This is a genomic window from Achromobacter denitrificans NBRC 15125, from assembly GCF_001571365.1.
GTDB lineage: Bacteria > Pseudomonadota > Gammaproteobacteria > Burkholderiales > Burkholderiaceae_B > Achromobacter > Achromobacter denitrificans.
This window is the reverse complement of record NZ_BCTQ01000013.1, coordinates 85,063-106,844: the sequence shown is the minus strand read 5'-3', so window position 1 is coordinate 106,844 and position 21,782 is coordinate 85,063. Positions and strand designations below refer to the sequence as shown.

Below are 21,782 nucleotides of genomic sequence, written 5' to 3'. Positions count from 1 at the left end.
AGAGCGCCATGCTGGACACCCGCCACATCGGAACCGCCTTGCCAGCGTTCGACGTCGCCGTGGAGAAGGGCCGCTTGCGGTTCTTCGCCAAGGCGACGGGCCAGGACGATCCTGTCTACACGGACGAGGCCGCCGCCAGGGCCGCCGGGCATCGGACGCTGCCGGTGCCTCCCACTTTCTTTTTTTGCCTAGAGATGGATGGCCCGCGGCCGGCCGCCATGCGCGAGCTGCTGGGCATCGACATCGCGCGGGTGCTGCACGGCGAACAGGCGTTCGTGTACCACGCGATGGCGTATGCGGGCGACGTGCTGCGCTTCGCGCCGCGGATCGTCGACATCTACGCCAGGAAGGGCGGCGCGCTTGAATTCGTGCTGCGCGAAACCCGCGTGACGGACGCCGCCGGGGGCCTGGTCGCGGAATTGCGGACGACCACTGTGGTCCGCAACGGCTAAGGAGAGTGCGATGAACGCAAGAATGATCCGCGGCGTCCAGGCCGGAGAGGAACTTCCCGGCTTCGCCGCCGGGGCGATCAGCCGGCATGCGCTGGCGTTGTACTGCGGCGCATCGGGAGACCACAACCCGATCCACGTGGACCTGGATTTCGCCAGGAGCGCGGGCATGGACGACGTGTTCGCGCACGGCATGCTGTCGGCCGCCTACCTGGCGCGCCTGCTGACGAACTGGGCGCCCCAGTCAGCGCTGCGCGAGTACGCGGTGCGCTTCGCGGCGATCACGCACGTGGGCGACGAGGTGCGCTGTTCGGGCCGCGTGGTGGAACGTTTCGAGACGCAGGGCGAAGTCCGGGTCAGGGTGGAGCTGTATGCGCGCAACCAGGCCGGGGAACTCAAGCTGAGCGGCGTCGCCGTGCTGGCCGAACAATGAACGAGGACAAGGAGAAACACGATGGGAACGCTTGAAGGCAAGGTGGCGCTGGTTTCCGGATCCGGGCGCGGCATCGGACAGGAGATCGCCCTGAAGCTGGCGCGCGAAGGCGCGAACGTGGTGGTCAACGACCTGGATGCGGGGCCAGCCGAAGAAACGGTTTCGCTCATCCGCAAGGCGGGCGGCCAGGCGCAGGCCTGCGCCGGGAGCGTGACTGAAACGGGCTTCGCGGAACGCTTCGTCGGAACGGCGGTGGATGCGTTCGGCGGGCTGGACATCATCGTGAACAACGCCGGCTACACCTGGGACAATGTGATCCAGAAGATGACCGACGAGCAATGGGATGCCATCCTGGCCGTGCACCTGTCGGCGCCGTTCCGCATCCTGCGCGCCGCGTCCGGATTCATCCGCGAAGCCGCGAAGACGGAAGCCGGACAGGGCAGGGAAGTGTTCCGCAAGGTGGTGAACATCTCGTCCACCTCCGGCGTAATGGGCAACGCCGGCCAGGCCAACTACGCCGCCGCGAAGGCCGGCATCAACGGACTGACGCGCGCGCTGGCCAAGGAGTGGGGGCGGTACAAGGTCAACGTGAACAGCGTGGCGTTCGGCCTGATCAAGACGCGCCTGACCGAGGCGGCCGCGGGCGGCGACGCGACGCTGGATATCGACGGCCGCCAGATCAAGGTCGGCGTCAATCCGCAAGTGCTGAAGAACGCCGAGAGCCTGATCCCCATCGGCCGGGCCGGCACGCCGGCCGAGGCGGCGGGGGCGGTGTACCTGTTCTGCCTGCCCGAGTCCAACTACGTCAGCGGCCAGGTCCTGGTCGTGGGCGGCGGCCGTCCTTGAGCGGCCTGGAGAGCGCGATGGATACGCCACGGCAAGGCTGGATGGACGCGGACCTGGCGCTGTTCCAGGATTCGACGCGACGCCTGTTCGAAAAGGAATTTGCGCCCGACGAGGAAAAGTGGCGCAAGCAGCAGCATGCCGACCGGGAGGTCTGGAACAAGGCGGGCAGGATGGGCCTGTTGTGCGTCAGCATGCCCGAAGCCTATGGCGGCGGCGGCGGCAGCTTTGCCCACGAGGCCGTGGTGGCCGCGGAGCAGGCGCGCGCCATGGTCTACGGCTTCAGCAACAACGTGCACAGCGCCATTCTGGCGCACTACATCCTGAACTACGGCACCGAGGCGCAGAAGCGGCGCTGGTTACCGAAAATGGCCACGGGCGAGCTCGTGGGCGCCATCGCGATGAGCGAGCCGGGGGCGGGGTCCGACCTGAAGAGCGTGCGCACCACCGCGGTGAAGGAGGGGGGCGAGTACGTCGTCAGCGGATCCAAAACGTTCATCACCAACGGCTTGCACGCAGACCTGATCTGCGTGGTGGCCAAGACGGATGCGCAGGCCGGTGCCAAGGGCGTATCGCTGATCATGGTGGAAACCCGGGACCTGCCGGGGTTCAGGCGCGGGCGCCTGCTGGAAAAACTGGGGCAGAAGAGCCTGGACACCGCCGAGTTGTTCTTCGATGGCGTGCGGGTGCCGGAAGACAATCTGCTGGGCGGCGTCGAGGGCCGGGGCTTCACGCAACTGATGCAGCAACTGCCCCGCGAACGCCTGCTTATCGCGGTGGGCGCGGTGGCCACCATGCGGCGCGCCATCGACGAGACTGTGGCCTATGCCAGGACGCGGCAGGTCTTCGGCCAGGCGCTGATCGATCTGCAGAACACGCGCTTCAAACTGGCGGAGTGCGAAACGGTCGCCACGATCGCGGCGCGCTTCGTCGACGATTGCATCCAGCGGCAACTGGATGGCGCGCTCGACCTTTCCACGGCCGCCATGGCCAAATGGTGGGCCACGCAGATGAATTGCCAAGTGATAGACGAATGCCTGCAACTGCACGGGGGCTACGGATACATGCTGGAATACCCGATCGCCAGGATGTATGCGGATGCTCGCGTCGGCAGGATCTATGGCGGCTCGAACGAAATCATGAAGGAAATCATCGCGCGCGGGATGACGGCGTAGCGCGGGGCGCGGCAGAGCCGGAAGAACAAACAGGAGACACAATGCAGCAAGCGCACTATCGGTATTGGCCCAAGGGGCTGCCCCGGGAAATCAGTCCGCCGCAGTCCAGCCTGTACTTCAACCTGGAGGCGTCCGCGACGCGCTATCCCCGCAAGCCCGCCATCGTCTTCTACGATACGGTGCTGGAGTATGCGCGCGTCAAGCGCGAGGCCGACGCCATGGCTGGCTACCTGCAGCAATGCGCCGGCGTGAAGGCGGGCGACCGCGTCCTGCTGCTGAGCCAGAATTGCCCGCAGTTCATCATCGCCTACTACGCGATCCTGCGGGCCGACGCCGTCGTCGTGCCGGTCAATGCGATGAGCACGCCGGACGAATTGGCGCACTACCTGGACGACAGCGGCGCCAGGGTCGCCTTCGCCTCCCAGGAGCTGTGCGCGCGCCTGGAGGATTTCGTCCAGGACGGGCGCCTGGACCGCGTCATTGTGCATACCTATTCCGACTACCTGGGCGGCGAGGGATCCGGGGCGCCGGGCTGGATCGCGGAGCCCAGGCGCGTGCCGGACGTCAGCGGCGGCGTGCCCTGGTACGGCGCGCTGGCGGTCAATGCGCAACCGCTGCCGCACAAGTCGGGCGCGCAGGATATCTGCCTGCTGCCGTATACCTCGGGCACCACCGGCCGGCCCAAGGGCTGCCGCCATACGCATGGCACGATGGGCGCGTCGCTGGCGGGGTCGCAACTGTGGCGCGGCCTGACCTCGGAGGCCGTCATCATGGGCGTGGCGCCGATGTTCCATCTGTTGGGCATGCAGAACTGCATGAACCTGCCGATCCTGCTGGGCGCAACGGTCGTGCTGCTGCCGCGCTGGGACCGCGAGGTCGCGGCGTTGCTCATGGCGCGCCATCGCGTCAGCGTCTGGGCGGCGCCTCCGGCGATGATCGTGGACTTTTTCGCGCAGCCGGGCATCGAAGGGCACGATCTGTCCAATTTGGCGCTGCTGTGCGGCGGAGGCGCGCCGATGCCCGAAGCCGTCGCGGCGATGCTGGCCGATCGCTACGGCATCATCTTCAACGAAGCCTACGGCCTGACCGAGACCGCCTCGTTCCTGCACTGCAATCCGATGAACCGCAACAAGCGGCAGTGCATCGGCGTGCCCACCTTCGGCGTCGAAACCCGGGTGGTGAACCCAGTCACATTGGAAGAATTGCCGCAGGGCGAAACCGGCGAGCTCGTGACGCGGGGCGCGCAGGTCATGCTCGGCTACTGGAACAACCCCCAGGCGGACGACGACGCCTTCTTCATGCTGGAAGGCAAGCGCTACTTTCGAACCGGCGACCTGGGCCGGGTGGACGAAGACGGCTATTTCTTCGTCACCGACCGCCTCAAGCGCATGATCAATGCATCCGGCTACAAGGTCTGGCCGGCGGAGGTCGAGAACGCGCTCTATGAGCATCCGGCGGTGCATGAGGCTTGCGTGATCGGAGTGCCCGACCCCTGCCGCGGCGAGACGGTGAAAGCCCTGCTGGTGCTGCGCCCCGAGGCGCGGGACGCGGCCCGCGAGGACGAAGTGATCGCCTGGGCCCGCGCCCGCATGGCGGCCTATAAGGCGCCGCGCATCGTGGAGTTCGTGGAGGCCCTGCCCAAATCCAGCACAGGCAAGATCCTGTGGCGGCAGTTGCAGGAAGAGGGCCGGGCCACGGCCCAGCTCTCCTAGCCCAGCGCGGCCTCCAGCCTGCCGATCAGGCGGCCCAATTCGGCGTGGTCCGTCGCGTCCAGCACCGGGCCGGGTCGGCGGACGTAGGCGGAGCGGATCGCGCCGCGCCGACGTAGCGTCTCCTTGCGCAGCGCCAGCCCGATGCCGTACTGGAATTCGTGCCGCAGCAAGGGCAGGTAGATGTTGAACAGGTCTTCCGCTTCCTCCGGCTTTCCTGCGTCGAATAACTGGCAGACCTGCACCAGCATTTCCGGATACGCGAATCCCGTCATCGCGCCATCGGCGCCGCGCAGCATTTCCTGGGGCAGGAACAGGCCGCCGTTCCCCACGAGGATGCTGATGCGTCGCCGGTCCGCGGCCGCGCTTTGCTCGCGGACCTGGGTCAGCTTGCGCATGCCCGGGAAGTCCTCATGCTTGAGCATGACGATCTGCGGAAATGCATCGACCAGGCGATGTATGACCGCGACGGACGTGTGCACGCCGGTCGATTGGGGGAAATCCTGCAGGCAGATCGGGATGTCCGCTCCCAGCAGCGTGGCGATGTTGGCGTAGTAGGCGTAGACCTGATCGTCCGTCTTCAGGTTCGGCGCCGGGGCGACCATGACGCCGGCAGCCCCCAGCGACATTGCCTCGCGCGCCAGGCGTTCGACGTTCCTGTCCGACGCGGCGCTGACGCCGACGACCACCGGGGCCTTGCCGTTCACGCGCTTGAGCACGCGGCGCATGACGGCCGCGGTTTCGGCCTCGGTCAGCTTGGGCGCCTCGCCCATCATGCCCAGTATCGTGAGGCCGGTCACGCCTTTGTCGAGATAGAAGTCGGTCAGGCTGTCCACGCTTTCCAGGTCCAGTTCGCCGTTGTCGGCGAACGGGGTGGCGGCGATGACGTAGACGCCTCTGGTTGTCTCGTTGATGAGCCCGCTATGTGCGCTCATGATGGGGAATCCCTCCTGGATTGGAATGTTCTGCGCCCGCGGCCTGGCTAGGCCTGGCGCGCCAGCAGCACCGTATCCACTTCGATGTCGAAGCCCGCGAAATTGGACTGCGTCAGCGTCCGCGCCGGAGGAGGATCACTGACGTAGCCCGCGTAGATCGCGTCGAACTCCTTGGCGTCCGCCGGATTTCGGAGGAAGACGTTGACCTTGACCGCATCATGCAGCGACAGGCCCGCCGCTTCGGCCGCGGCCTGGAGATTGTCGAGGGCCATCCGCGCCTGTTCAGCGAACGGCTTGTCGCCATGGCGCACATTGTGAATGTCGCGCGGCGTCTGGCCGGAGAGGAAAACGAGGCCCTGAGCCTGGATGGCAACGCTATAGGTGCCGGCGGGGGGAGGGGTGCGGTCGCTGGAAAAAGCCTTGCGTGTCATGGGGATCTCCTGGGTTCAGGCGCGGTAGCGGCGGACGAGTTCAACCGTCCGCTCGATGGCGTGCACGGCCGCGGCGTGGTTCTGCGAGAAGTTGAGGCGGATGCTGTCGCCGGCATGGGGGCTGAACTCCGTGCCCGGCGTGACCGTTACGCCGGCCTGGCGGCGCAGGATGCGCACGAAATCCTGGGGAGCCACGGTCAGTTTGGGCAGCCTCGGGAACAGGTAGCTGCCCGCTTCGGGCGTGCGCGCGGCCACGCCCTCGACCGAGCGGAGCACCTGCAGCAGGTCATCGCGGATGGCCTGGTGTTGCTTGATGCGTTCCTGCATATAGCCTTCGGGCTCCTCGAACCACGTGCGCAGCACCGCCTGGCAGTATCCGGGTGCGCGCAGCGACACAATGGCCTGCAGTTTTTCCATGCGATCCAGCAGTTTCGGCGCGCCAAAAGCCACGCCGAGACGGTAGCCGCTGAGGGACTCGGTTTTGGAAGGCCCCATGATGGTGATGACGTTGCCGGGATCGATCCCGGCGGCGCGCAGGTGCGTGTACTCGACGCCCGGATACCGAAGGCGGGAGTACAGCTGGTCCGCGATGACCGTCGCGCCATAGCGATTGGCGAGCGCGGCGATCTGCCCGATCTCGTCTTTCGAGTAGACCACCCCGGCCGGATTGTTGGGATTGGAGAACAGGAACGTCTTCACTCCCGATTTGAAGGCCGCCTCCAGTTGGTCCAGGTTCAGGCCGGCTCGGTCTGTGTGGTTCAGATAGTCCATCTCGATGGGGACGATCTCGCCGCCGATGAATTCGACCAGCTTGCGGTTGGCGAAATAGTCGGGCCGCACGATGGCGACCTTGTCGCCGGCGGCGACGGTGGCCGCGATCGACAGGAACAGGGCGCCCTGCGTTCCGGGGGTAATGATCAGTTCATCCGCGCCCGAGACCGGGGCGCCCGTGAAACGGCCCAGGTGCTCCGCCACGTGCGCGCGCAGATCGGCGCGCCCGCGATATTCCGTATAGGCCTGTTCGCCGCCGCTCTCGACACCCGCAACGAAGGCCTCAAGGGAGCCGGGCGTGGGGGCGAACGCGTTTTCGTTCACATCGCCGTGGGAAAAATCCACCGGCGTGCCGGGCAGGTTCTCGCCTTTCAGCATGGCATCCAGCCCCTCGCCGCGCTGGCGGACCTCCTGGCCAGGCGCATTGTCGGTGGAAAGTCTGGCGAATTTCTGTTCGATCGAGCTCATGGGATTTCCTTTCAAAGATGTGGAAATGACAGACGATGAAGAAAACAGGCCCGCGGGCGTGGCGGGAGGGCTGGGCTATTGCTTGACGGCCTGCCGTGATGCTATCCAGGATTCCAGATGATGGATACCCGCGCCGCCCAGGCAAAACACGGGATCGGACAGCAGATCGCGATGCAGGGGGATGTTCGTATCGATGCCCTCGACGACGGCCTCGCGCAGCGCGACGCGCATGCGGGCCAGCGCCTGCTCCCGACTGTCGCCGAAAGCGATGAACTTGCCTATCATCGAATCGTAGTGAGGCGGCACGGCATAGCCGGCATAGACGTGGGAATCGACCCGCACGCCAGGTCCGCCCGGGGGCAGCCAATGCGTGATCCGGCCGGGGCAGGGTAGAAACGACTCGGCGTTCTCGGCATTGATCCGGCATTCGACGGCGTGGCCATGGCGCCGGATCTGATCCTGGCGCCATGGCAGGGGCTCGCCGGCCGCGATGCGGATCTGCATCTGCACGATGTCGATGCCGGTCGTGAGTTCGGTAACGGGATGCTCGACCTGCAGGCGCGTGTTCATTTCGATGAAGTAGAACGCCCCGTCTTCGTAGAGGAACTCGAACGTTCCCGCGCCCCGGTAGCCGATCGACCGGCAGGCGCTGGCGCAGCGTTCGCCGATCGTCTCGATCGCCTGGCGATCGATCCCGGGAGCGGGAGACTCCTCCACGACCTTCTGGTGCCGCCGCTGCATGGAGCAATCGCGTTCGCCCAGCCAGACCGCCTGGCCGTGATGGTCGGCAAGGACCTGGATTTCGATGTGGCGCGGCTTTTGCAGGAAGCGCTCCATGTAGAGATCGGGATTGCCGAAGGCCGCCCGGGCTTCGGCGCGGGTCGTTTCCACCGCCGCCAGCAAGCCGCTTTCGGATTCGACCACCCGCATGCCTCGGCCCCCGCCGCCGCCCGCCGCCTTGACGATCAGCGGAAAGCCGATGCGCTCCGCCTGCCGTCTGATCGCGTCGGCTTCATCGGGAAGCACGCCGTCCGACCCCGGAACGCACGGCACGCCCGATCGCAGCATGGCCCGTTTGGCCTCGACCTTATCGCCCATCATGCGTATCGCCGACGGAGCCGGGCCGATGAAAACCATGCCCGCGGCCTCCACCGCTTCGGCGAATCCGCCGTTCTCGCTGAGAAAGCCGTAGCCGGGATGGACAGCCTGCGCGCCCGTCAGCCTGGCGGCGGCGAGGATCGCGGCGGTGTTGAGGTAGCTGTCCGCGGAGGGCGCCGGCCCGATGCAGAGCGCTTCGTCGGCCAGGCGCACGTAGGCGGCGTCTCGGTCCGCCTCCGAGTGCACGACGACGGTCTGGATGCCCAGTTCATGGCAGGCCCGCTGTATGCGCAAGGCGATTTCGCCGCGGTTGGCGATGAGGATCTTATGAAACATGCGCGGCCTCGCCCGGTTCGATGATGAACAACGCCTGTCCCTGCTCGACCATCTGCCCGTCCTCGCAGAGCACCCGGGAGATCGTTCCGTCTTGTCCGGCGCCAACCTCGGTCAGCATCTTCATGGCTTCGATAACGCACAAGGGCGAACCGGCCGGCGCCCAGCTTCCCTCGCGCGCCAGCGGCTCTCCGCCCGGGCGGGAAGCCCGGTAGAAGGTGCCCGCCATCGGGGCGGCAACCGTATGAGCGGCTGGCGCTCCGGCGGTGTCCGGCATTTCGGCTGGCGGGGCGCCGGCAAGGGGCGAGGCGCTGGAGGCCGAAGCGGAGGACTCGCCGCCAGCTTTCCGGCGCACGCGGATGCTGAACGCCGCTTCGCTGACGCAAAGTTCCGCGATGCGCTCTTCGGCGACGAGATCGATCATGTCCAGGATCAACTGGGTTTTCTGGGTCATGGCTCAGCGTTGCGTCGGCTTGAGTTGAAAAAGGGGCATGCCGTAGTCCACTATCTGATCGTCGGCGGCGAGTACGGCGTCTATCACGCCATCCGCGGGCGCGAGCACGGCCGTCAGGCTTTCGTCCAGCGCCACCAATGCAAGCAATTGGTCCTTGGCTACCTCGTCGCCGGGTTCGATCCGGACCGGCAAGCTCTCGTCATGGGAGCGCCGCAAGCGGCCCAGCGTCGCGCTGCGGACGGTGATGGACGCCGCCTCCGGCGCGGGCGCCTGGCTCGCGGGCATCGGGCTGTCGACGCGGATGCTGATCAGGCGGTTTCCTTCCTGGATCTCCATCGATTCGACCCCGCGCAGGTGGAGCCTGCGCGCGTACGCGCGGATATCGGAGAGATCTATCATGGCTGTCGTCCATTCATTGCAGGGCCTCCAACGCTCGCAAGGTGTTCCTGACCATGCTCTCCACGGTGGGAAGCACCGCGGCCGCCCGGTCCTCGCGATAGGGGAAAGGTTCCCCTTCGTCCATGTAGAGGCAGCGCGCCATTTCGAGTTGCACGGCGTGCACGCCGGCATGGGGGCGGCCATAGTGGCGCGTAATGTGGCCTCCCTTGAAGCGGGCGTCGATCACCCAGCTGAACGGACCGGCGCTTGCCGCCGCGATGGCGGCCTCGCGCAGCGAGGGCGCGCATGCGGCGCCGTCGAAGGTGCCGATGTTCAGATCCGGCAGCCGCCCTTCGAAAAGGCGGGGCAGTTCGTTGGCGATCGAATGCGCTTCCCAGAGCAGCACGTGGGTGTGCTTTTCCCGCAAGCGCGATAACTCCTGCCGCAAGGCGTCGTGGTAGGGCTGCCAGTACAGGGCGACGCGCTGCGCGGTCTCGTCCGCGTCTGGGGGCGCGGCGTCGTCGCGGTACAGGGCTTCGCCGATAAAGCTCTCGGTCGGGCACAAGCCCGTGGTGGTGGTTCCGGGGTAAAGGCTTGCGCCGTCGGCCGGCCGGTTGACGTCGATGATGTAGCGCGAGTAGTTGGCCTGCAGCACGGAAGCGCCCATCGCGCGAGCGAAATCGTAGAGCCGCGAGAGGTGCCAGTCGGTGTCCGCGATCTTGCGCGCGGCCGGCGTCATGCGGCGCATGAACGGCTCGGGCAGGCATTCGCCGCCGTGGGGAATGGAAATGAGCAGGGGCAGATGGCCCTGGGTCAGGCTGACGATGGGGGGAGTCATGGCAGGCGCTCGGCAAGCGTGGAAGGGACAGGCTGGCGGCGGCGCTCCCAGGCCTGCGGATGGACGAGGTGGGGCGGCTGCCGGCCGGCCAGCACGGCAAGGATTTGTTCGGCGCATTGGCGGGCAGTGGCCTCCAGGGCTTCCTGGGTGGAGCCGGCAACGTGGGGGGTGAGCACCACGTTGGGAAGCCCCGCTATCATCGAGCCCGCAGGCAGCGGCTCCGTTTCGAAGACGTCCAGCCCGGCGCCGTAGATGCGCCCCTCGCGCAGGGCGTCCGCCAGGGCCGATTCGTCGATGAGCCCGCCCCGGGACGTGTTGATGACGATGGCGCCGGGTTTCATCTGCGCCAGCGCCGCCTTGTCCAGCGTGTGCCGGGTGTCGCCGCGCAATGGCCGATGCAACGACACGACGTCCGACGTCCGCAGCAGTTCATGCAGCGTGTCGACGCGGGTGGCGCCGGACGACGGCAAGCCGTCGGCGGGCAGGCTGGGCGACCAGACGACGACGCGCATGTCCAGCGCCCGCGCGGCCATGTCGCAGAGCAGGCGGCCGGTGCGGCCCCAGCCCACGATGCCCAGCGTTTTCCCGCAGAGCGAGAACATGGGCTGTTCATACTTGAAACGCCAGTGGCCCTTGCGCGTCGCGGCATCGGCCTGCGCCGCCTGGCGGGCGGTGGCAAGCATCAGCATCAGCGCATGCTCCGCGACCGAGCGCACGTTCGCATCGGGGGTGAAAACGACGGGTATGCCTTTCGACTCCGCATGGGCGACGTCGATCTTGTCCGTGCCAGTGCCGTGGTTGGCGATGACGCGCAGGCGCGGCGCCGCGTCCATGAGCGTGGCGGGCAGGCTGTCGCGGACGATGACCGCATCGGCCTCGGCGATGACCTCGCGCAGGGAATCCAGGCCGGGCCCGGGAGATTGGCGCACCTCCACGCCGGCCTCGCGCAGAATCTGCGCGCCGATGGGGTGGATGGGTTGCGCGATGACGCAAATCGGCATGATGAAAGGTCCTCAAATAGGGGCGGGGTCTTGTGGTTCGGCCAGTCCGGCGCGCATGGCAAGCACCTGGCCCAGGCATCGGACGCCCGCGGCAAAGTCGTCCATGGCCATGGCCTCCTCGGGGTTGTGGCTTCCATTCGCGTTGCGCACGAACAGCATGGCGGTGGGAACGCCCCGGTTCGAGAAGGTCGCGGCGTCGTGCCCCGCGCCGCTGGGAAGCTGGCGGGGCTGCACGCCCGCTGCCACTGCGGCGCCGCGCAGCGCGTGCTGCAGGGGTTCGTCCATGACCGCGGGCTGGCTGCCCGAGACGGGGCCCCAATCGAAGCGCACGCCATGGGAGGCTTCCAATTCGCCCGCCGCCGCCAGCAGCAGCGAATCCAGCAGGCGCAAGGTGTCGACGCTGCGCGAGCGAATGTCGACGCAGAAACTCACCTGCCCGGGCACTTTGCTGAAATCGGCCTGCATAGGGTCTGTGTTCACCTGGCCGAAGGTGAGGGTAAGTTCGTGCCCGCCGGCCTCCAGGCCGCGCCATTCGCGCTGCAGGCGCTCGATCAAGGCGGCCAGCGCCACCACGGCGTCCTGGCGGTGGGTGCGTGGCGTGGCGCCCGAGTGCGCGTACCTGCCCTTGATCTGCGCTTGCCGGTAGCGATGGCTGCCGCAGATGCCGGTCACCACGCCGAGGGCGTGGCCGCCTCCTTCCAGGACCGGTCCCTGCTCGATATGCAGTTCGACAAAGCAGTCGATGGACTCCGGGCGCAACTCGGCCTCCCCCCGGGCAAGCGCCTCGGGCCGGCCGCCAAGTCCGCCGATGTGCTCCGCCAGGGTCCGGCCCGTATCGGCGCGGCGGCTGGACAGGGCCTGGGGACTCAGCAGGCCGAACGCGGACGTGCTGCCGATGTAGGAGACGGGGAACCAGGCGCTTTCCTCGGCCCGTATCCCCATGACCGTGACGTCGCGGTCCGGCTGGGCGCCTTCGCGGATCCATCCCGCGAGCACTGCCAGGCCCGCGACGACGCCCGCCGCGCCGTCGTAGTTTCCGCCCCGGGGAACGGAGTCCAGGTGGGAACCGGTCATCACCACCGGTTTTTCCCGGTGGCGTCCCGGCAGCGTCAGGTACAGGTTGAGGGCCGCGTCGACGCGCACTTCCAGGCCCAGGCGCCGGGCGTTGTCGGCCATCAGGGCGTGGGCGCGTTGTTCGCCGGCGCCGTAAGTGTCTCGCGTGATGCCCACGCCGTCGAAGCTCGATGCGTGCAGTTGTTCGAACAGGCTAGCGGCCAGGGCCAGGTCGGGTTCTATCATGAGGCGTGGGGGGCCAGGGCCGCGTCGTTCAGGGATTCGGAATGCTGGATCGCGGCGGCGGGATCCCAGCCTCGTCCGGGCATGGCGGCGATGAGTTGCCGCGTGTAGGCGTCCTGGGGGTCATCGAAAATCTGCGCGGGCGGGCCTTGTTCGACCACCCGGCCGCGATGCATGACCAGCAGGTGATCGCATATCTGCGCCGCCACGCGCAGGTCGTGGGTGATGAAAATCAGCGCCAGCTGCAACCGTTGCTGGACGTCGTGGAGCAGCTTCAGCACCTGCGCCTGTACCGACACGTCCAGCGCCGAGACCGATTCGTCGGCCACGATCAGCCGCGGTTCCATGGCCAGCGCGCGCGCGATGCCGACGCGCTGGCGCTGGCCGCCGGAGAACTCTCCGGGGTAACGGTCGAAGGCGGAGGGATCCAGCTCCACCAGTTGCAGCAGTTCGCGAGCCCGCTTTTCCGCCTGTTGGCGGGAAACGCCGCTGGCGAGCGGGCCGTCGCAGAGGATCCGGCCCACCGTTTGGCGCGGATTCAGCGAGGCGAACGGATCCTGGAAGATCATCTGGATGTTTCGCCGCTTCGGGCGGAACTGGGCTTCCGACATCGGCGCGATGTCCTGGCCGTCGAAGAGCATCTGGCCGCCGTCGATGTCCAGGAGCTTGAGCAGGCATTTTCCGATGGTGGACTTGCCCGAGCCGGATTCGCCGACGATGCCCAGCGTTTCGCCGCGCTTGACCGTGAAGCTCACATCGTTGACGGCATGGACGACGCGGCCTTTGCGGAACAGCCCTCCGCCGACGGCATAGGTCTTGTGCAGGTTTTCGACCTGCAGCACCGGGCCGCCAGCGGGCGTGGCCCGCGTCGAGGGCGACGCGCGGTGCCGCGGGACGGCGCCGATGAGCCGGCGCGTATAGGGATGCTGCGGCCGATTCAGGACCTGTTCGGCGGGGCCCTGCTCGACGAGTATGCCTTTCTCCATGACGGCGACCCTGTCGGCGATCTCCGCGACCACGCCGAAATCGTGGGTGACGAACATCACGCCCATGCCCTTGTCCCGCTGGATGCGGGCGATCAGGGCAAGAATCTGGGCTTGCGTGGTGACGTCCAGCGCAGTCGTGGGTTCGTCGGCGATAAGCAGTTTGGGTTCGAGCGCCAGCGCCATCGCGATCATGACGCGTTGGCGCTGGCCCCCCGACAGCCGGAAGGGCCAGGCGTGGCGGATCGCGGCGGGGTCGGGCAGCCCGACCAGTTCCAGCAGTTCCAGCACGCGCTTTTCCCTGGCTTCTCCCGGGTAGGCATTGTGGACGCGCATGACTTCCGCGATCTGTTCGCCGACGGTCAGCAAGGGGTTCAGCGCCGACAGCGGTTCCTGGAAGATCATGGCCATTTCGCGCCCGCGCATGCCGCGCAAAACGTCTTCGTCCAGCGTCAGCAGGTCGCGGCCGCCAAGCAGGATCTGCCCGCCTTCCGGACGGAGATAGTGGGGAAGCAGGCCCATGATGGCGTTGGCGCTCATGGACTTGCCGGAGCCGGACTCTCCCACGATGCACAGGATCTCGCCGGCGCGAATGTCGTAGGAAATATCCTGGACGGCGTAGGGGCGGTCGCCGCCTGAGGGGAGGGCGATGCTCAGGTTCCTGATGGAGAGCAGCGGCGGATCGGAGGGGGGCAAGGTCTGCTTGGTCACGGGGTCAGGCTCCACGCTTGCGAAGTTGCGGGTTGAGAGCGTCGTTCAGGCCCTCGCCGATCAGATTGATGGCCAGCACGGTCAGCATGATCGCCAGCCCGGGCCACAGGCTCATCCACTGCGATTCGCGCAGCATCGTCCGCGCGGCGCCGATCATGTAGCCCCAGCTCATGAGGTTGCGGTCGCCCAGCCCAAGGAATGACAGCGCCGACTCGGTCAGGATCGCGGTGGCGGTCATGAGCGATGCGGTCACGATGATGGGCGAGGCGGTGTTGGGCAGGATCTGGGTCAGGATGATGCGGCTGGGGCGCTGGCCGATCACGACGGCCGCCTGCACGAATTCGCGCGTTTTCAAGGTCATGAATTCGGCGCGGACCAGGCGGGCGACGGGCGGCCAGGAAACCATCGCGATCGCCCCGACGATGGAGTACAGGGACGGCTTGAATATCGCCACCAGCACCATGGCCATCGCCAGCTGCGGCACCGTCTGGAAGAACTCAGTCGCGCGCATCAGGGCGTCGTCCACCCATTTGCCGTAGTACCCGGCGAGCGCGCCCACCAGGATGCCGACGAAAACCGCCACCAGGGTCGAGATGACGCCGATCATGAGGGAGACGCGGGCGCCGTACGCCAGGCCCGCGGCGATGTCGCGGCCCAGCATGTCCGTGCCCAGAAGGTAGGCAGGGTCCGTGAACGGCTTGATGAGCGGCTGGGCCACCATCATCCAGGGCGATTCTTCGTACAGGACCGAGGCCGAGGCGCCGACCGCGATAACGATCAGCAGCAGGAAAGTGCCCGCCGCGGCGCCGCGGTTGGCAAGGAATCTGTTCAGGAATTTCTTCATGGTGTGCCTCAGCTTTCCTGGGTGCGCGGGTCGACGAACCGATAGATCAGATCGGTGAGCAGGTTGAACACGACGACCATGGTCGACGTGATCAGGAATACGCCCAGCAGGAGCTGGTAGTCGCGCTGCAGCAGGGCATCGAACATCAGGCGGCCGATGCCGGGCCAGCCGAAGACGGTCTCGGTCAGCACGGCGCCGCCGGCCATCTGCCCGAGCTGGATCCCGGCGAAGGTCACGACGGGAAGCAAGGCGTTGCGCAGCGCGTGGTGGCGGATGATCTGGTTCACGGGCACGCCCTTGGCGCGCGCCGTCTTGATGAAGTCCATGCCCAGGACCTCAAGCATCGAGGCGCGCGTCAGGCGGGCGTAGACGGCCATGAAGAAGCAGCCGAGCGAAACGGTGGGAAGGATGAGATGGGTGGCGATGTCCTTGATCCTGGCCCAGCCGGCCAGACCGCTGCCCACCGTCTCCATCCCGAACGGAGGCAACCAGCCGAGTTGCAGCGAGAAGAAGATGATTGCAAGAAGCGCCAGCCAGAACTGCGGCGTTGCGTAGATCAGCAGGGATGCGGTCATCAATGCGCTATCGACCCAGGGGTGCTTTCCCTGGTAGCGGCAGCGGGAAGCGATGATGCCGAACAGCACGCCGAACAACAGCGCAAAGGCGAACGCGCAGACCATCAGCAGGAGCGTTGCGGGCAACCTGTCCATGATCAGGTCGAAGACCGGCAGCCGTTCGCGGTACGAATAGCCGAGGTCGAAACGGGCCACGCCTTTCAGGTAGGTCGCGAGCTGGACGTAGACGGGCTTGTCCAGCCCGAACTGCTGACGCAACTGCTCGACGTAGGCGGGATCCGACGACCCGGATTCGCCTGCGAGCACGGCAGCCGGATCGCCGGGCGCCATGCGGATCAGCATGAAGTTGATGATCACCACGCCCAGGATGACGAATAGGGCTTTGCCCAGGCGCGAGACCAGGAAGGACAATTTCTGCATGCGTTCGATTCCACGGTGTTCTGGCGTTCGGGGGCCTGCGCCCGAGGCGGATGCAGGCTCCCGTCGCCGGTTTTTACTTGTCCAGGTACACGTCCGCGAAGGTGTCGTGCAGGCCGATGGCGGACTTCACGAGGTTGTGGACCTTATTGCTGTAGAGCGTGGGGTTCTCGATCTCGAACAGGTAGCCGTTGGCCACGTCGGAGACCAGCTGGCGCTGGATCTCGTCGTAGAGTTTCTGACGCTCGTCGTTCGAGGTGGAGGTCGCGGCCTGGTCCCACAGGGCGTCGACAGCCGGGTTCTTGTATCCCTGGTTGTTGACGAAGGCGGAGCCCTTGACGATGTTGCGCTCCAGATAAAGGCGGGAAACGCCCAGCGCCGGGTCGCCATACTGCGACGTGAAGCTGAAGGTCAGGTCGAAGTCGAAGTCGGAGACGCGCTTGGACCACGTGCCGGCGTCCGCGGGCTCGATCTCGACCTTGAAGCCGACCTGCTCCAGGCTTTGGCGGGTGTACTCGCCCAGCCGGTCCCATACCGCTCCGTAGGGATAGGAAAGAATCTTGATCGGCGTTTTGGAAAGATCCACGCCGGATTCCTTGATCAGCGCGCGGGCGGCCTTCAAGTCGTATTGGTAAGGCGTTACCTTGGCGTCGTAGAAGGGCGTGCCCGAGGAAATGGGGCCCGTCGCCACCTTGCCCAGGCCGAAGAAGATGTTGTCGACCACGAACTTCCGGTTGACGGCCGCCATCACCGCGCGCCGCACCAGCACGTTGTCGAAGGGCGGCTTGCGCTGGTTCATCTGCATATAGGCCTGGGGCGAGAACATTTCCCAGCCGGCGGTGGTGTACTGCACGTTCGGGAGGCCCTTCAGGCGGCGGACGTCCACGCTGTCGGCATCGCCGCTGCGCAGCACCTGCACATCCCCGCGCTCGAACGCCACGGCGCGCGAAGCCGCGTCGGGAATGATGCTGAAGACAATCTCGTCCAGGTAGGGCTTGCCTTTCTGCCAGTAGTCGGGGTTGCGGGTCAGGATGATGTAGGACCCTCGTTTCCACTCCTTCAGCTTGAAGGGGCCGGTTCCGATGGGGGTCTGGTTGGCAGGGTTGGTCTTGTAGTCGGTGCCGTCGTAGATGTGCTTGGGCACCATCGGCATGTTGTCGCTGACGAATGCCTTCAGGAACGGGGCGAAGGGCTGCTTGAGGCGGATCTCCACCTTCTCGGGATTCACCGCGGTGACCGACTCGACGAACTGGGTGATGATGACGCGGGCTCGCGGGTGCACCTCGCGCAGGAACTTGTCGATGGAGAACACGACGTCGTCCGCGGTGAAGGGCTTGCCGTCATGCCACTTGACACCGGATTGCAGTTCGAACACGTAGACCTTGCCGTCGTCGGAGATGGACCACGACTTGGCCAGCCCCGGCGCGGGCTCCAGCGCCGGCGTCCAGGTCAGCAGGCTTTCGTAGATCTTGCCCGCGACGTATTGCGTCGGGATCTGCTGATTGAGGCCCAGCATGAGAATGGGCGGCTCGGGCTGGACGATGGCGCGCAGCGTGCCGCCTTGCGTCTGGGCCTGCGCGCTGGTGCCCGCGAACGCGAGGGCGGCCGCCAGCGCCAGCGCGAGGAACGGGCGCTTGCCGCGAGAAGGGGCGGGTGATTGGGTAGCCAGGACAGAATACATGCGAGTCTTTCCTTGAGGGGGACGGGGCTTTCGCCTTCCGGGGAATGGGGTGTGGCCGGTGCTGCGTTTCGTCAGATGGTCTTGACCGCGATGCCCTCGGCCTCCAGGGCGGTGCGGATCTGGCTTGCGAATTGCACGGCGCCGGGTTGGTCGCCATGGATGCATAGGGTGTCGGCCGCGATGGGGACGTCCTTGCCGGACAGCGATCGCACCACGCCGTCCTTCACCATGCGCTTGACCTGCGCAATGGCCTGGTCGACGTCCTCGATCATGGCGTGGGGCAGGGAGCGCGGCGTGAGGGTGCCGTCGTCCTGATAAGTGCGGTCCGCGTAAACCTCGAAGACCGCGGGGAGGCCGAAATCGCGGGCCGCCCGCGCGATCGCGGCGTTGGCGACGTAGATCGGCAGCGCCGGGTCCAGGTCATGGACGGCGCGCGCGACGGCGTTCGCCAACGCCGGGTCGCGCGCGGTCATGTTGTAGAGCGCCCCGTGCGTCTTCACGTGGTGCAGACGGCCTCCCTGGGAGCGGGCGAAGGCGTCCAGGGCGCCAACCTGGTAGATCACCAGGGCATAGACTTCGTCCGGCGTCATCGACATGGTCCGGCGGCCGAAACCCTGCAGGTCGGGCAGCCCCGGATGCGCGCCGATGGCGACGCCGGCCTCGATGGCCGCGCGCACCGTCCTGAGCATGACGTCGGGATCGCCGGCGTGGAAGCCGCAAGCGATGTTGGCGGAGGTGACGTGCGCGAACAGTTCGAGATCCTGGCCCATGACCCAGGGTCCGAAGCTCTCGCCCATGTCGCAGTTGATATCGATGGATGGCATAGTGTTTTCTCCTGGGATCGTCTGGGGAGCGGAGTCCGTGCTTCAGGATTCCAACGCCTGCGCGGCGGATCGGCGCAGGTGCTGCAAGCGTTCTTCGAAGTCTTGCCAGGCGTTTTCGGCGTCGGCTTGCGTGATGGCTTCGAAATACAGTTCATCGCCAGGCATGGCCTGGGCGAGCAAAGGAAGATCGGCGCTCGCCACGTACCCGATCTTCGGGTAGCCGCCCGCGCTCTGGCGGTCGGCCATGAGCACTATCGGCTGGCCGTCGGGGGGCACTTGCACGGTGCCGAAGACGGTGGCTTCCGAAACCAGCTCCATCGGGCGGTCGAGCATCAGGGCGGGTCCTTGAAGACGTATGCCCATGCGGTCGGACTGGGGGGTGACCTTGTAGGGACGCCGTTCGAAATCCGCCCGGGCCGGCGCCGTGAACGCGTTCCAGTGCGGGCCAGGAATGACGCGCAACACTCCTTCGCGCCTTGCCGGCTGCGCCACGTCCACGGGCAGGGCCGACAGCATGGGGAGCCCGCTTTGCACCATCCGGCGTTCGATGGGCAGGGCGGGGGCGCCCCGGCGCGGGGGGCTCAGGGGCACGTGGTCGCCCTTGCGCAACGGGCGGCCGTGGAAGCCGCCGAAGCCGGCGCGCACGTTGGTGCTGCGGCTGCCCAGCACGGGGTCCGGCGCGAGGCCGCCCCGCACCGCCAGGTACAGGCGCGCGCCGGCGGTGCGGGCGCCGATGTCCAGGACCACGCCGCGGCGCAGCAGCACCGCGCGCCCATAGGGCACGGGTTGCCCGTCCGCCGTCACGTTCATGGCGGCGCCGCAGAGGGCGACCAGCGTGTGCTCGGAAAAGGACAGGCGCGGCCCGTTGAGGGTGCATTCGAGCACCGCCGCGTCTTCGGGGTTTCCGACGAGGGCGTTGGCCACGCGATGCGACCATTCGTCCATCGGGCCGTTGACCGAAACGCCGTACTGCTGGTGGCCCAGGCGTCCCGTGTCCTGCAGTGTGCTGAGCATGCCGGGGCGGTCGACAAGCATGGTTCTCATGGCCGCGGCTCCAGAAGATCGCGGAACTCGTCCGGCGAGATCGGCCTGAACGTCAGCCGGTCTCCGAGGCGCAGGCGCGTCGGCGGATCCCGGCGCACGTCGAAGAGATTCCAGGGCGTGCGGGCGATGACGTTCCAGCCGCCGGGAGAGGCGTCCTGGTAAATCGAGGAAATGCCGTTGGCGATGGCCACGGAGCCCGCCTCCACGCGAGTGCGAGGCGAACTGCGGCGCCCGATCTGCAGGCGCGGATCCAGCGGCCCGGCGAAAGGATTGCCGGGCGAGAAGAAAAAGGCATAGAGCGTGAGCGGGGCGCCGCAGTGCAGCGCGATCGTTTCGTCGGGGCTCAGGCCGCAATGCCGCGCGACATCCTCCAGGTCCGGGCCGAACTCGCCGCCATAGCAGGCCGGTATTTCGATTGCGCGTCCTTCCGTGGACAGCACCGGCAGGTCCTGCGACAGCAGGGCTTCAAGATGGCGCGTCAATTGCGCAGAGGGCAGGCCGGCGCCCTTCGGGAACGCCGCCGGCTGGAAATGCACGGCGACGGTCGTGAAGGCGGGCACCACGTCGATCACGCCGAGCGGCTTGTTGGCGATGAGCAGGGCGGTCACGGCGTGCACTGCCCGGCTGATCTCGACGCCGGCCTGTTCGCCCAGGCGGATCAGCAGGCAGCGGTCGCCGACCGGCTCGATCCGCGCGTCGCGCAGGACAGCGGCGGGCATGGTGGATGCGGAGAGGGGCACGATGCGGGTCAATCGCGGGTGAGCAGCGCGCAGGCTGCGACGATCTGCTCGCAGGCGAGCTTGAGTCGTTCATCGGACAGGGCGAACGCCAGCCGCAGGTAGGGCGCCAGTCCGAACGCCGTGCCTGGAACGACCGCCACGCCGGCCTCTTCGATCAGGTAGCGGGCAAGATCGGAGTCGGTCGATATGCGTTCTCCCTTGGGCGTCCGGGCGCCGATGGCGCCGCCGCAATTGGCGAATAGGTAGAACGCCGCCGGCGGGCGGGTAATCGTCAACAGGGGAGCGGCGCCCTGCAGGATGGACAGCGCCATGTCCCGGCGGGCGCGCAGCCGCTCGCGCCAGACATCGAGAAACTCCTGCGGGCCGTCGAGCGCCGCCGCCGCCGCGACCTGGCTGACCGACGACGGATTGCTGGTGCTTTGCGACTGCAGCAGTTCCAGCGCCTTGATCAGCCAGGCCGGTCCGCCCGCGTAGCCCAGGCGCCAGCCCGTCATGGCGTAGGTCTTGGAAACCCCGTTCACGGTGAGGGTGCGTTCGCGCATGTCGGGCGAGGCCTGCACGAACGAGATGAATTCTCCCTCGTACACGATCTTCTCGTAGATGTCGTCCGAGAGGACCATGAGCCGCGGATGCTGGCGGACGACGTCCGCGAGGGCGCGCAGTTCGTCGCGCGTATAGAGCGCGCCCGACGGATTGCAGGGGGCGTTCAGAATCAGCCAGCGCGTGCGCGGCGTAATGCGGGATGCCAGTTCGTCGGGGGTGATCTTGAAATTCCGGCTGGCGTCGGGCGTGACGATGACGGGTTCGCCGCCCGCGATCTTCACCATTTCGCTGTAGGAAACCCAATACGGCGCCACGATGATCGCTTCATCGCCGGGGTTGATGGTCGCCAGCATCGCGTTGAACAGGATCTGCTTGGCGCCGGTGGCCGCGATGACCTCCGAGGCGGTGTAGTCCAGGCCATTGTCGCGCGCGAACTTGCGCACCACCGCGGCCTTCAGGGCAGGCGAGCCGCCCACCCCGGTATAGCGGGTATGGCCATCCACGATCCCCTTGATCGCCGCGTGCTGGATATGCGCGGGCGTATCGAAATCCAGCTCCCCTTCGCTCAGGCTGATGACCGAACGGCCCTCGCTGGCCAGGCGGCGAGCCAATTCGCTGACAGCGCCGGTGGCCGAGGGACTGGCCGTGGAAAGACGGTCGGATAAACGCAAGTCAAGGGGAGCGGTAGTCATGTGGAACCCAGGAACAGCGTGGAAGGAAACCCGATCTTGCGTGGTATACAAGCGGAAGTACATCCGGTATACCACCTATATACCTTTATTTGGTAACATTGAAGTTGCTTTAAGGT

General features: G+C 66.8%; 22 protein-coding genes. 5 read left to right on the top strand and 17 right to left on the bottom strand.

The genetic code is table 11. From position 1 onward, the window contains the following. Window positions 1-8 precede the first annotated feature (8 nt). From ADE01S_RS13200 to ADE01S_RS13180, 5 genes are read left to right on the top strand one after another with little or no spacing between them, the layout of a single operon-like run. The gene (locus ADE01S_RS13200; RefSeq protein WP_062682150.1) at window positions 9-452 is read left to right on the top strand and encodes a MaoC family dehydratase N-terminal domain-containing protein; all 444 of its coding nucleotides are present in this window, start codon (window positions 9-11) and stop codon (window positions 450-452) included. Between the two features lie 10 nt (window positions 453-462). After that, complete coding sequence (locus ADE01S_RS13195; RefSeq protein ID WP_062682149.1) at window positions 463-882, top strand: MaoC family dehydratase; 420 nt, start codon at window positions 463-465, stop codon at window positions 880-882. A gap of 21 nt (window positions 883-903) precedes the next feature. Next, window positions 904-1,728, top strand: a complete 825-nt coding sequence (locus ADE01S_RS13190) for an SDR family NAD(P)-dependent oxidoreductase (RefSeq protein ID WP_062682148.1) — start codon at window positions 904-906, stop codon at window positions 1,726-1,728. A gap of 17 nt (window positions 1,729-1,745) precedes the next feature. Continuing rightward, the gene (locus ADE01S_RS13185) at window positions 1,746-2,900 is read left to right on the top strand and encodes an acyl-CoA dehydrogenase family protein (RefSeq protein ID WP_082775785.1); all 1,155 of its coding nucleotides are present in this window, start codon (window positions 1,746-1,748) and stop codon (window positions 2,898-2,900) included. 41 nt (window positions 2,901-2,941) lie between these two features. After that, window positions 2,942-4,612, top strand: a complete 1,671-nt coding sequence (locus ADE01S_RS13180; RefSeq protein WP_062682146.1) for a long-chain-fatty-acid--CoA ligase — start codon at window positions 2,942-2,944, stop codon at window positions 4,610-4,612. Here ADE01S_RS13180 and ADE01S_RS13175 read toward each other — a convergent pair. From ADE01S_RS13175 to ADE01S_RS13095, 17 genes are all read right to left on the bottom strand, one after another. Then, window positions 4,609-5,544: a dihydrodipicolinate synthase family protein gene (locus ADE01S_RS13175; protein ID WP_370511525.1), complete on the bottom strand. Its 936-nt coding sequence runs from the start codon at window positions 5,542-5,544 to the stop codon at window positions 4,609-4,611. The two genes, ADE01S_RS13180 and ADE01S_RS13175, sit on opposite strands and share 4 nt — an antisense overlap. Before the next feature lie 47 nt (window positions 5,545-5,591). Further along, window positions 5,592-5,975, bottom strand: a complete 384-nt coding sequence (locus ADE01S_RS13170) for a RidA family protein (protein ID WP_062682144.1) — start codon at window positions 5,973-5,975, stop codon at window positions 5,592-5,594. A 15-nt stretch (window positions 5,976-5,990) separates the two neighbouring features. Next, window positions 5,991-7,214, bottom strand: coding sequence for a pyridoxal phosphate-dependent aminotransferase (locus ADE01S_RS13165; protein ID WP_062682143.1), 1,224 nt, complete (start codon window positions 7,212-7,214; stop codon window positions 5,991-5,993). 75 nt (window positions 7,215-7,289) lie between these two features. Then, window positions 7,290-8,648, bottom strand: a complete 1,359-nt coding sequence (gene accC / locus ADE01S_RS13160) for an acetyl-CoA carboxylase biotin carboxylase subunit (protein ID WP_062682142.1) — start codon at window positions 8,646-8,648, stop codon at window positions 7,290-7,292. Beyond that, window positions 8,638-9,099, bottom strand: coding sequence for an acetyl-CoA carboxylase biotin carboxyl carrier protein (locus tag ADE01S_RS13155; protein WP_062682141.1), 462 nt, complete (start codon window positions 9,097-9,099; stop codon window positions 8,638-8,640). The genes accC and ADE01S_RS13155 overlap by 11 nt, the downstream gene beginning before the upstream one ends. 3 nt (window positions 9,100-9,102) lie before the next feature. Next, entirely contained in the window at window positions 9,103-9,498 is a 396-nt protein-coding gene (locus ADE01S_RS13150) for an acetyl-CoA carboxylase biotin carboxyl carrier protein (RefSeq protein ID WP_062682140.1), read from the bottom strand. 13 nt (window positions 9,499-9,511) lie between these two features. Continuing rightward, a complete protein-coding gene (hutG, locus tag ADE01S_RS13145; protein ID WP_062682139.1) occupies window positions 9,512-10,315 on the bottom strand; it encodes an N-formylglutamate deformylase in 804 nt (267 codons plus the stop codon). Then, entirely contained in the window at window positions 10,312-11,316 is a 1,005-nt protein-coding gene (locus tag ADE01S_RS13140; protein ID WP_062682138.1) for a hydroxyacid dehydrogenase, read from the bottom strand. The genes hutG and ADE01S_RS13140 overlap by 4 nt, the downstream gene beginning before the upstream one ends. A gap of 12 nt (window positions 11,317-11,328) precedes the next feature. Beyond that, window positions 11,329-12,615: a Zn-dependent hydrolase gene (locus ADE01S_RS13135; RefSeq protein ID WP_062682137.1), complete on the bottom strand. Its 1,287-nt coding sequence runs from the start codon at window positions 12,613-12,615 to the stop codon at window positions 11,329-11,331. Beyond that, the gene (locus ADE01S_RS13130) at window positions 12,612-14,306 is read right to left on the bottom strand and encodes an ABC transporter ATP-binding protein (protein ID WP_087881405.1); all 1,695 of its coding nucleotides are present in this window, start codon (window positions 14,304-14,306) and stop codon (window positions 12,612-12,614) included. The genes ADE01S_RS13135 and ADE01S_RS13130 overlap by 4 nt, the downstream gene beginning before the upstream one ends. Before the next feature lie 4 nt (window positions 14,307-14,310). Then, the gene (locus ADE01S_RS13125) at window positions 14,311-15,150 is read right to left on the bottom strand and encodes an ABC transporter permease (protein WP_062682136.1); all 840 of its coding nucleotides are present in this window, start codon (window positions 15,148-15,150) and stop codon (window positions 14,311-14,313) included. A gap of 8 nt (window positions 15,151-15,158) precedes the next feature. Continuing rightward, window positions 15,159-16,145 (bottom strand): ABC transporter permease, encoded by a 987-nt coding sequence (locus ADE01S_RS13120; RefSeq protein WP_062682135.1) that lies wholly within the window; start codon window positions 16,143-16,145, stop codon window positions 15,159-15,161. Window positions 16,146-16,218: 73 nt separating this feature from the next. Next, window positions 16,219-17,823, bottom strand: coding sequence for an ABC transporter substrate-binding protein (locus tag ADE01S_RS13115; RefSeq protein WP_062682134.1), 1,605 nt, complete (start codon window positions 17,821-17,823; stop codon window positions 16,219-16,221). Window positions 17,824-17,894: 71 nt separating this feature from the next. Next, window positions 17,895-18,647, bottom strand: a complete 753-nt coding sequence (locus ADE01S_RS13110) for a LamB/YcsF family protein (protein ID WP_062682133.1) — start codon at window positions 18,645-18,647, stop codon at window positions 17,895-17,897. A 42-nt stretch (window positions 18,648-18,689) separates the two neighbouring features. Then, window positions 18,690-19,691 (bottom strand): 5-oxoprolinase subunit C family protein, encoded by a 1,002-nt coding sequence (locus tag ADE01S_RS13105; RefSeq protein WP_062682132.1) that lies wholly within the window; start codon window positions 19,689-19,691, stop codon window positions 18,690-18,692. Continuing rightward, entirely contained in the window at window positions 19,688-20,410 is a 723-nt protein-coding gene (gene pxpB / locus ADE01S_RS13100; protein ID WP_062682193.1) for a 5-oxoprolinase subunit PxpB, read from the bottom strand. The genes ADE01S_RS13105 and pxpB overlap by 4 nt, the downstream gene beginning before the upstream one ends. Before the next feature lie 29 nt (window positions 20,411-20,439). After that, window positions 20,440-21,666 (bottom strand): pyridoxal phosphate-dependent aminotransferase, encoded by a 1,227-nt coding sequence (locus ADE01S_RS13095; protein WP_062682131.1) that lies wholly within the window; start codon window positions 21,664-21,666, stop codon window positions 20,440-20,442. Window positions 21,667-21,782: the final 116 nt, after the last annotated feature.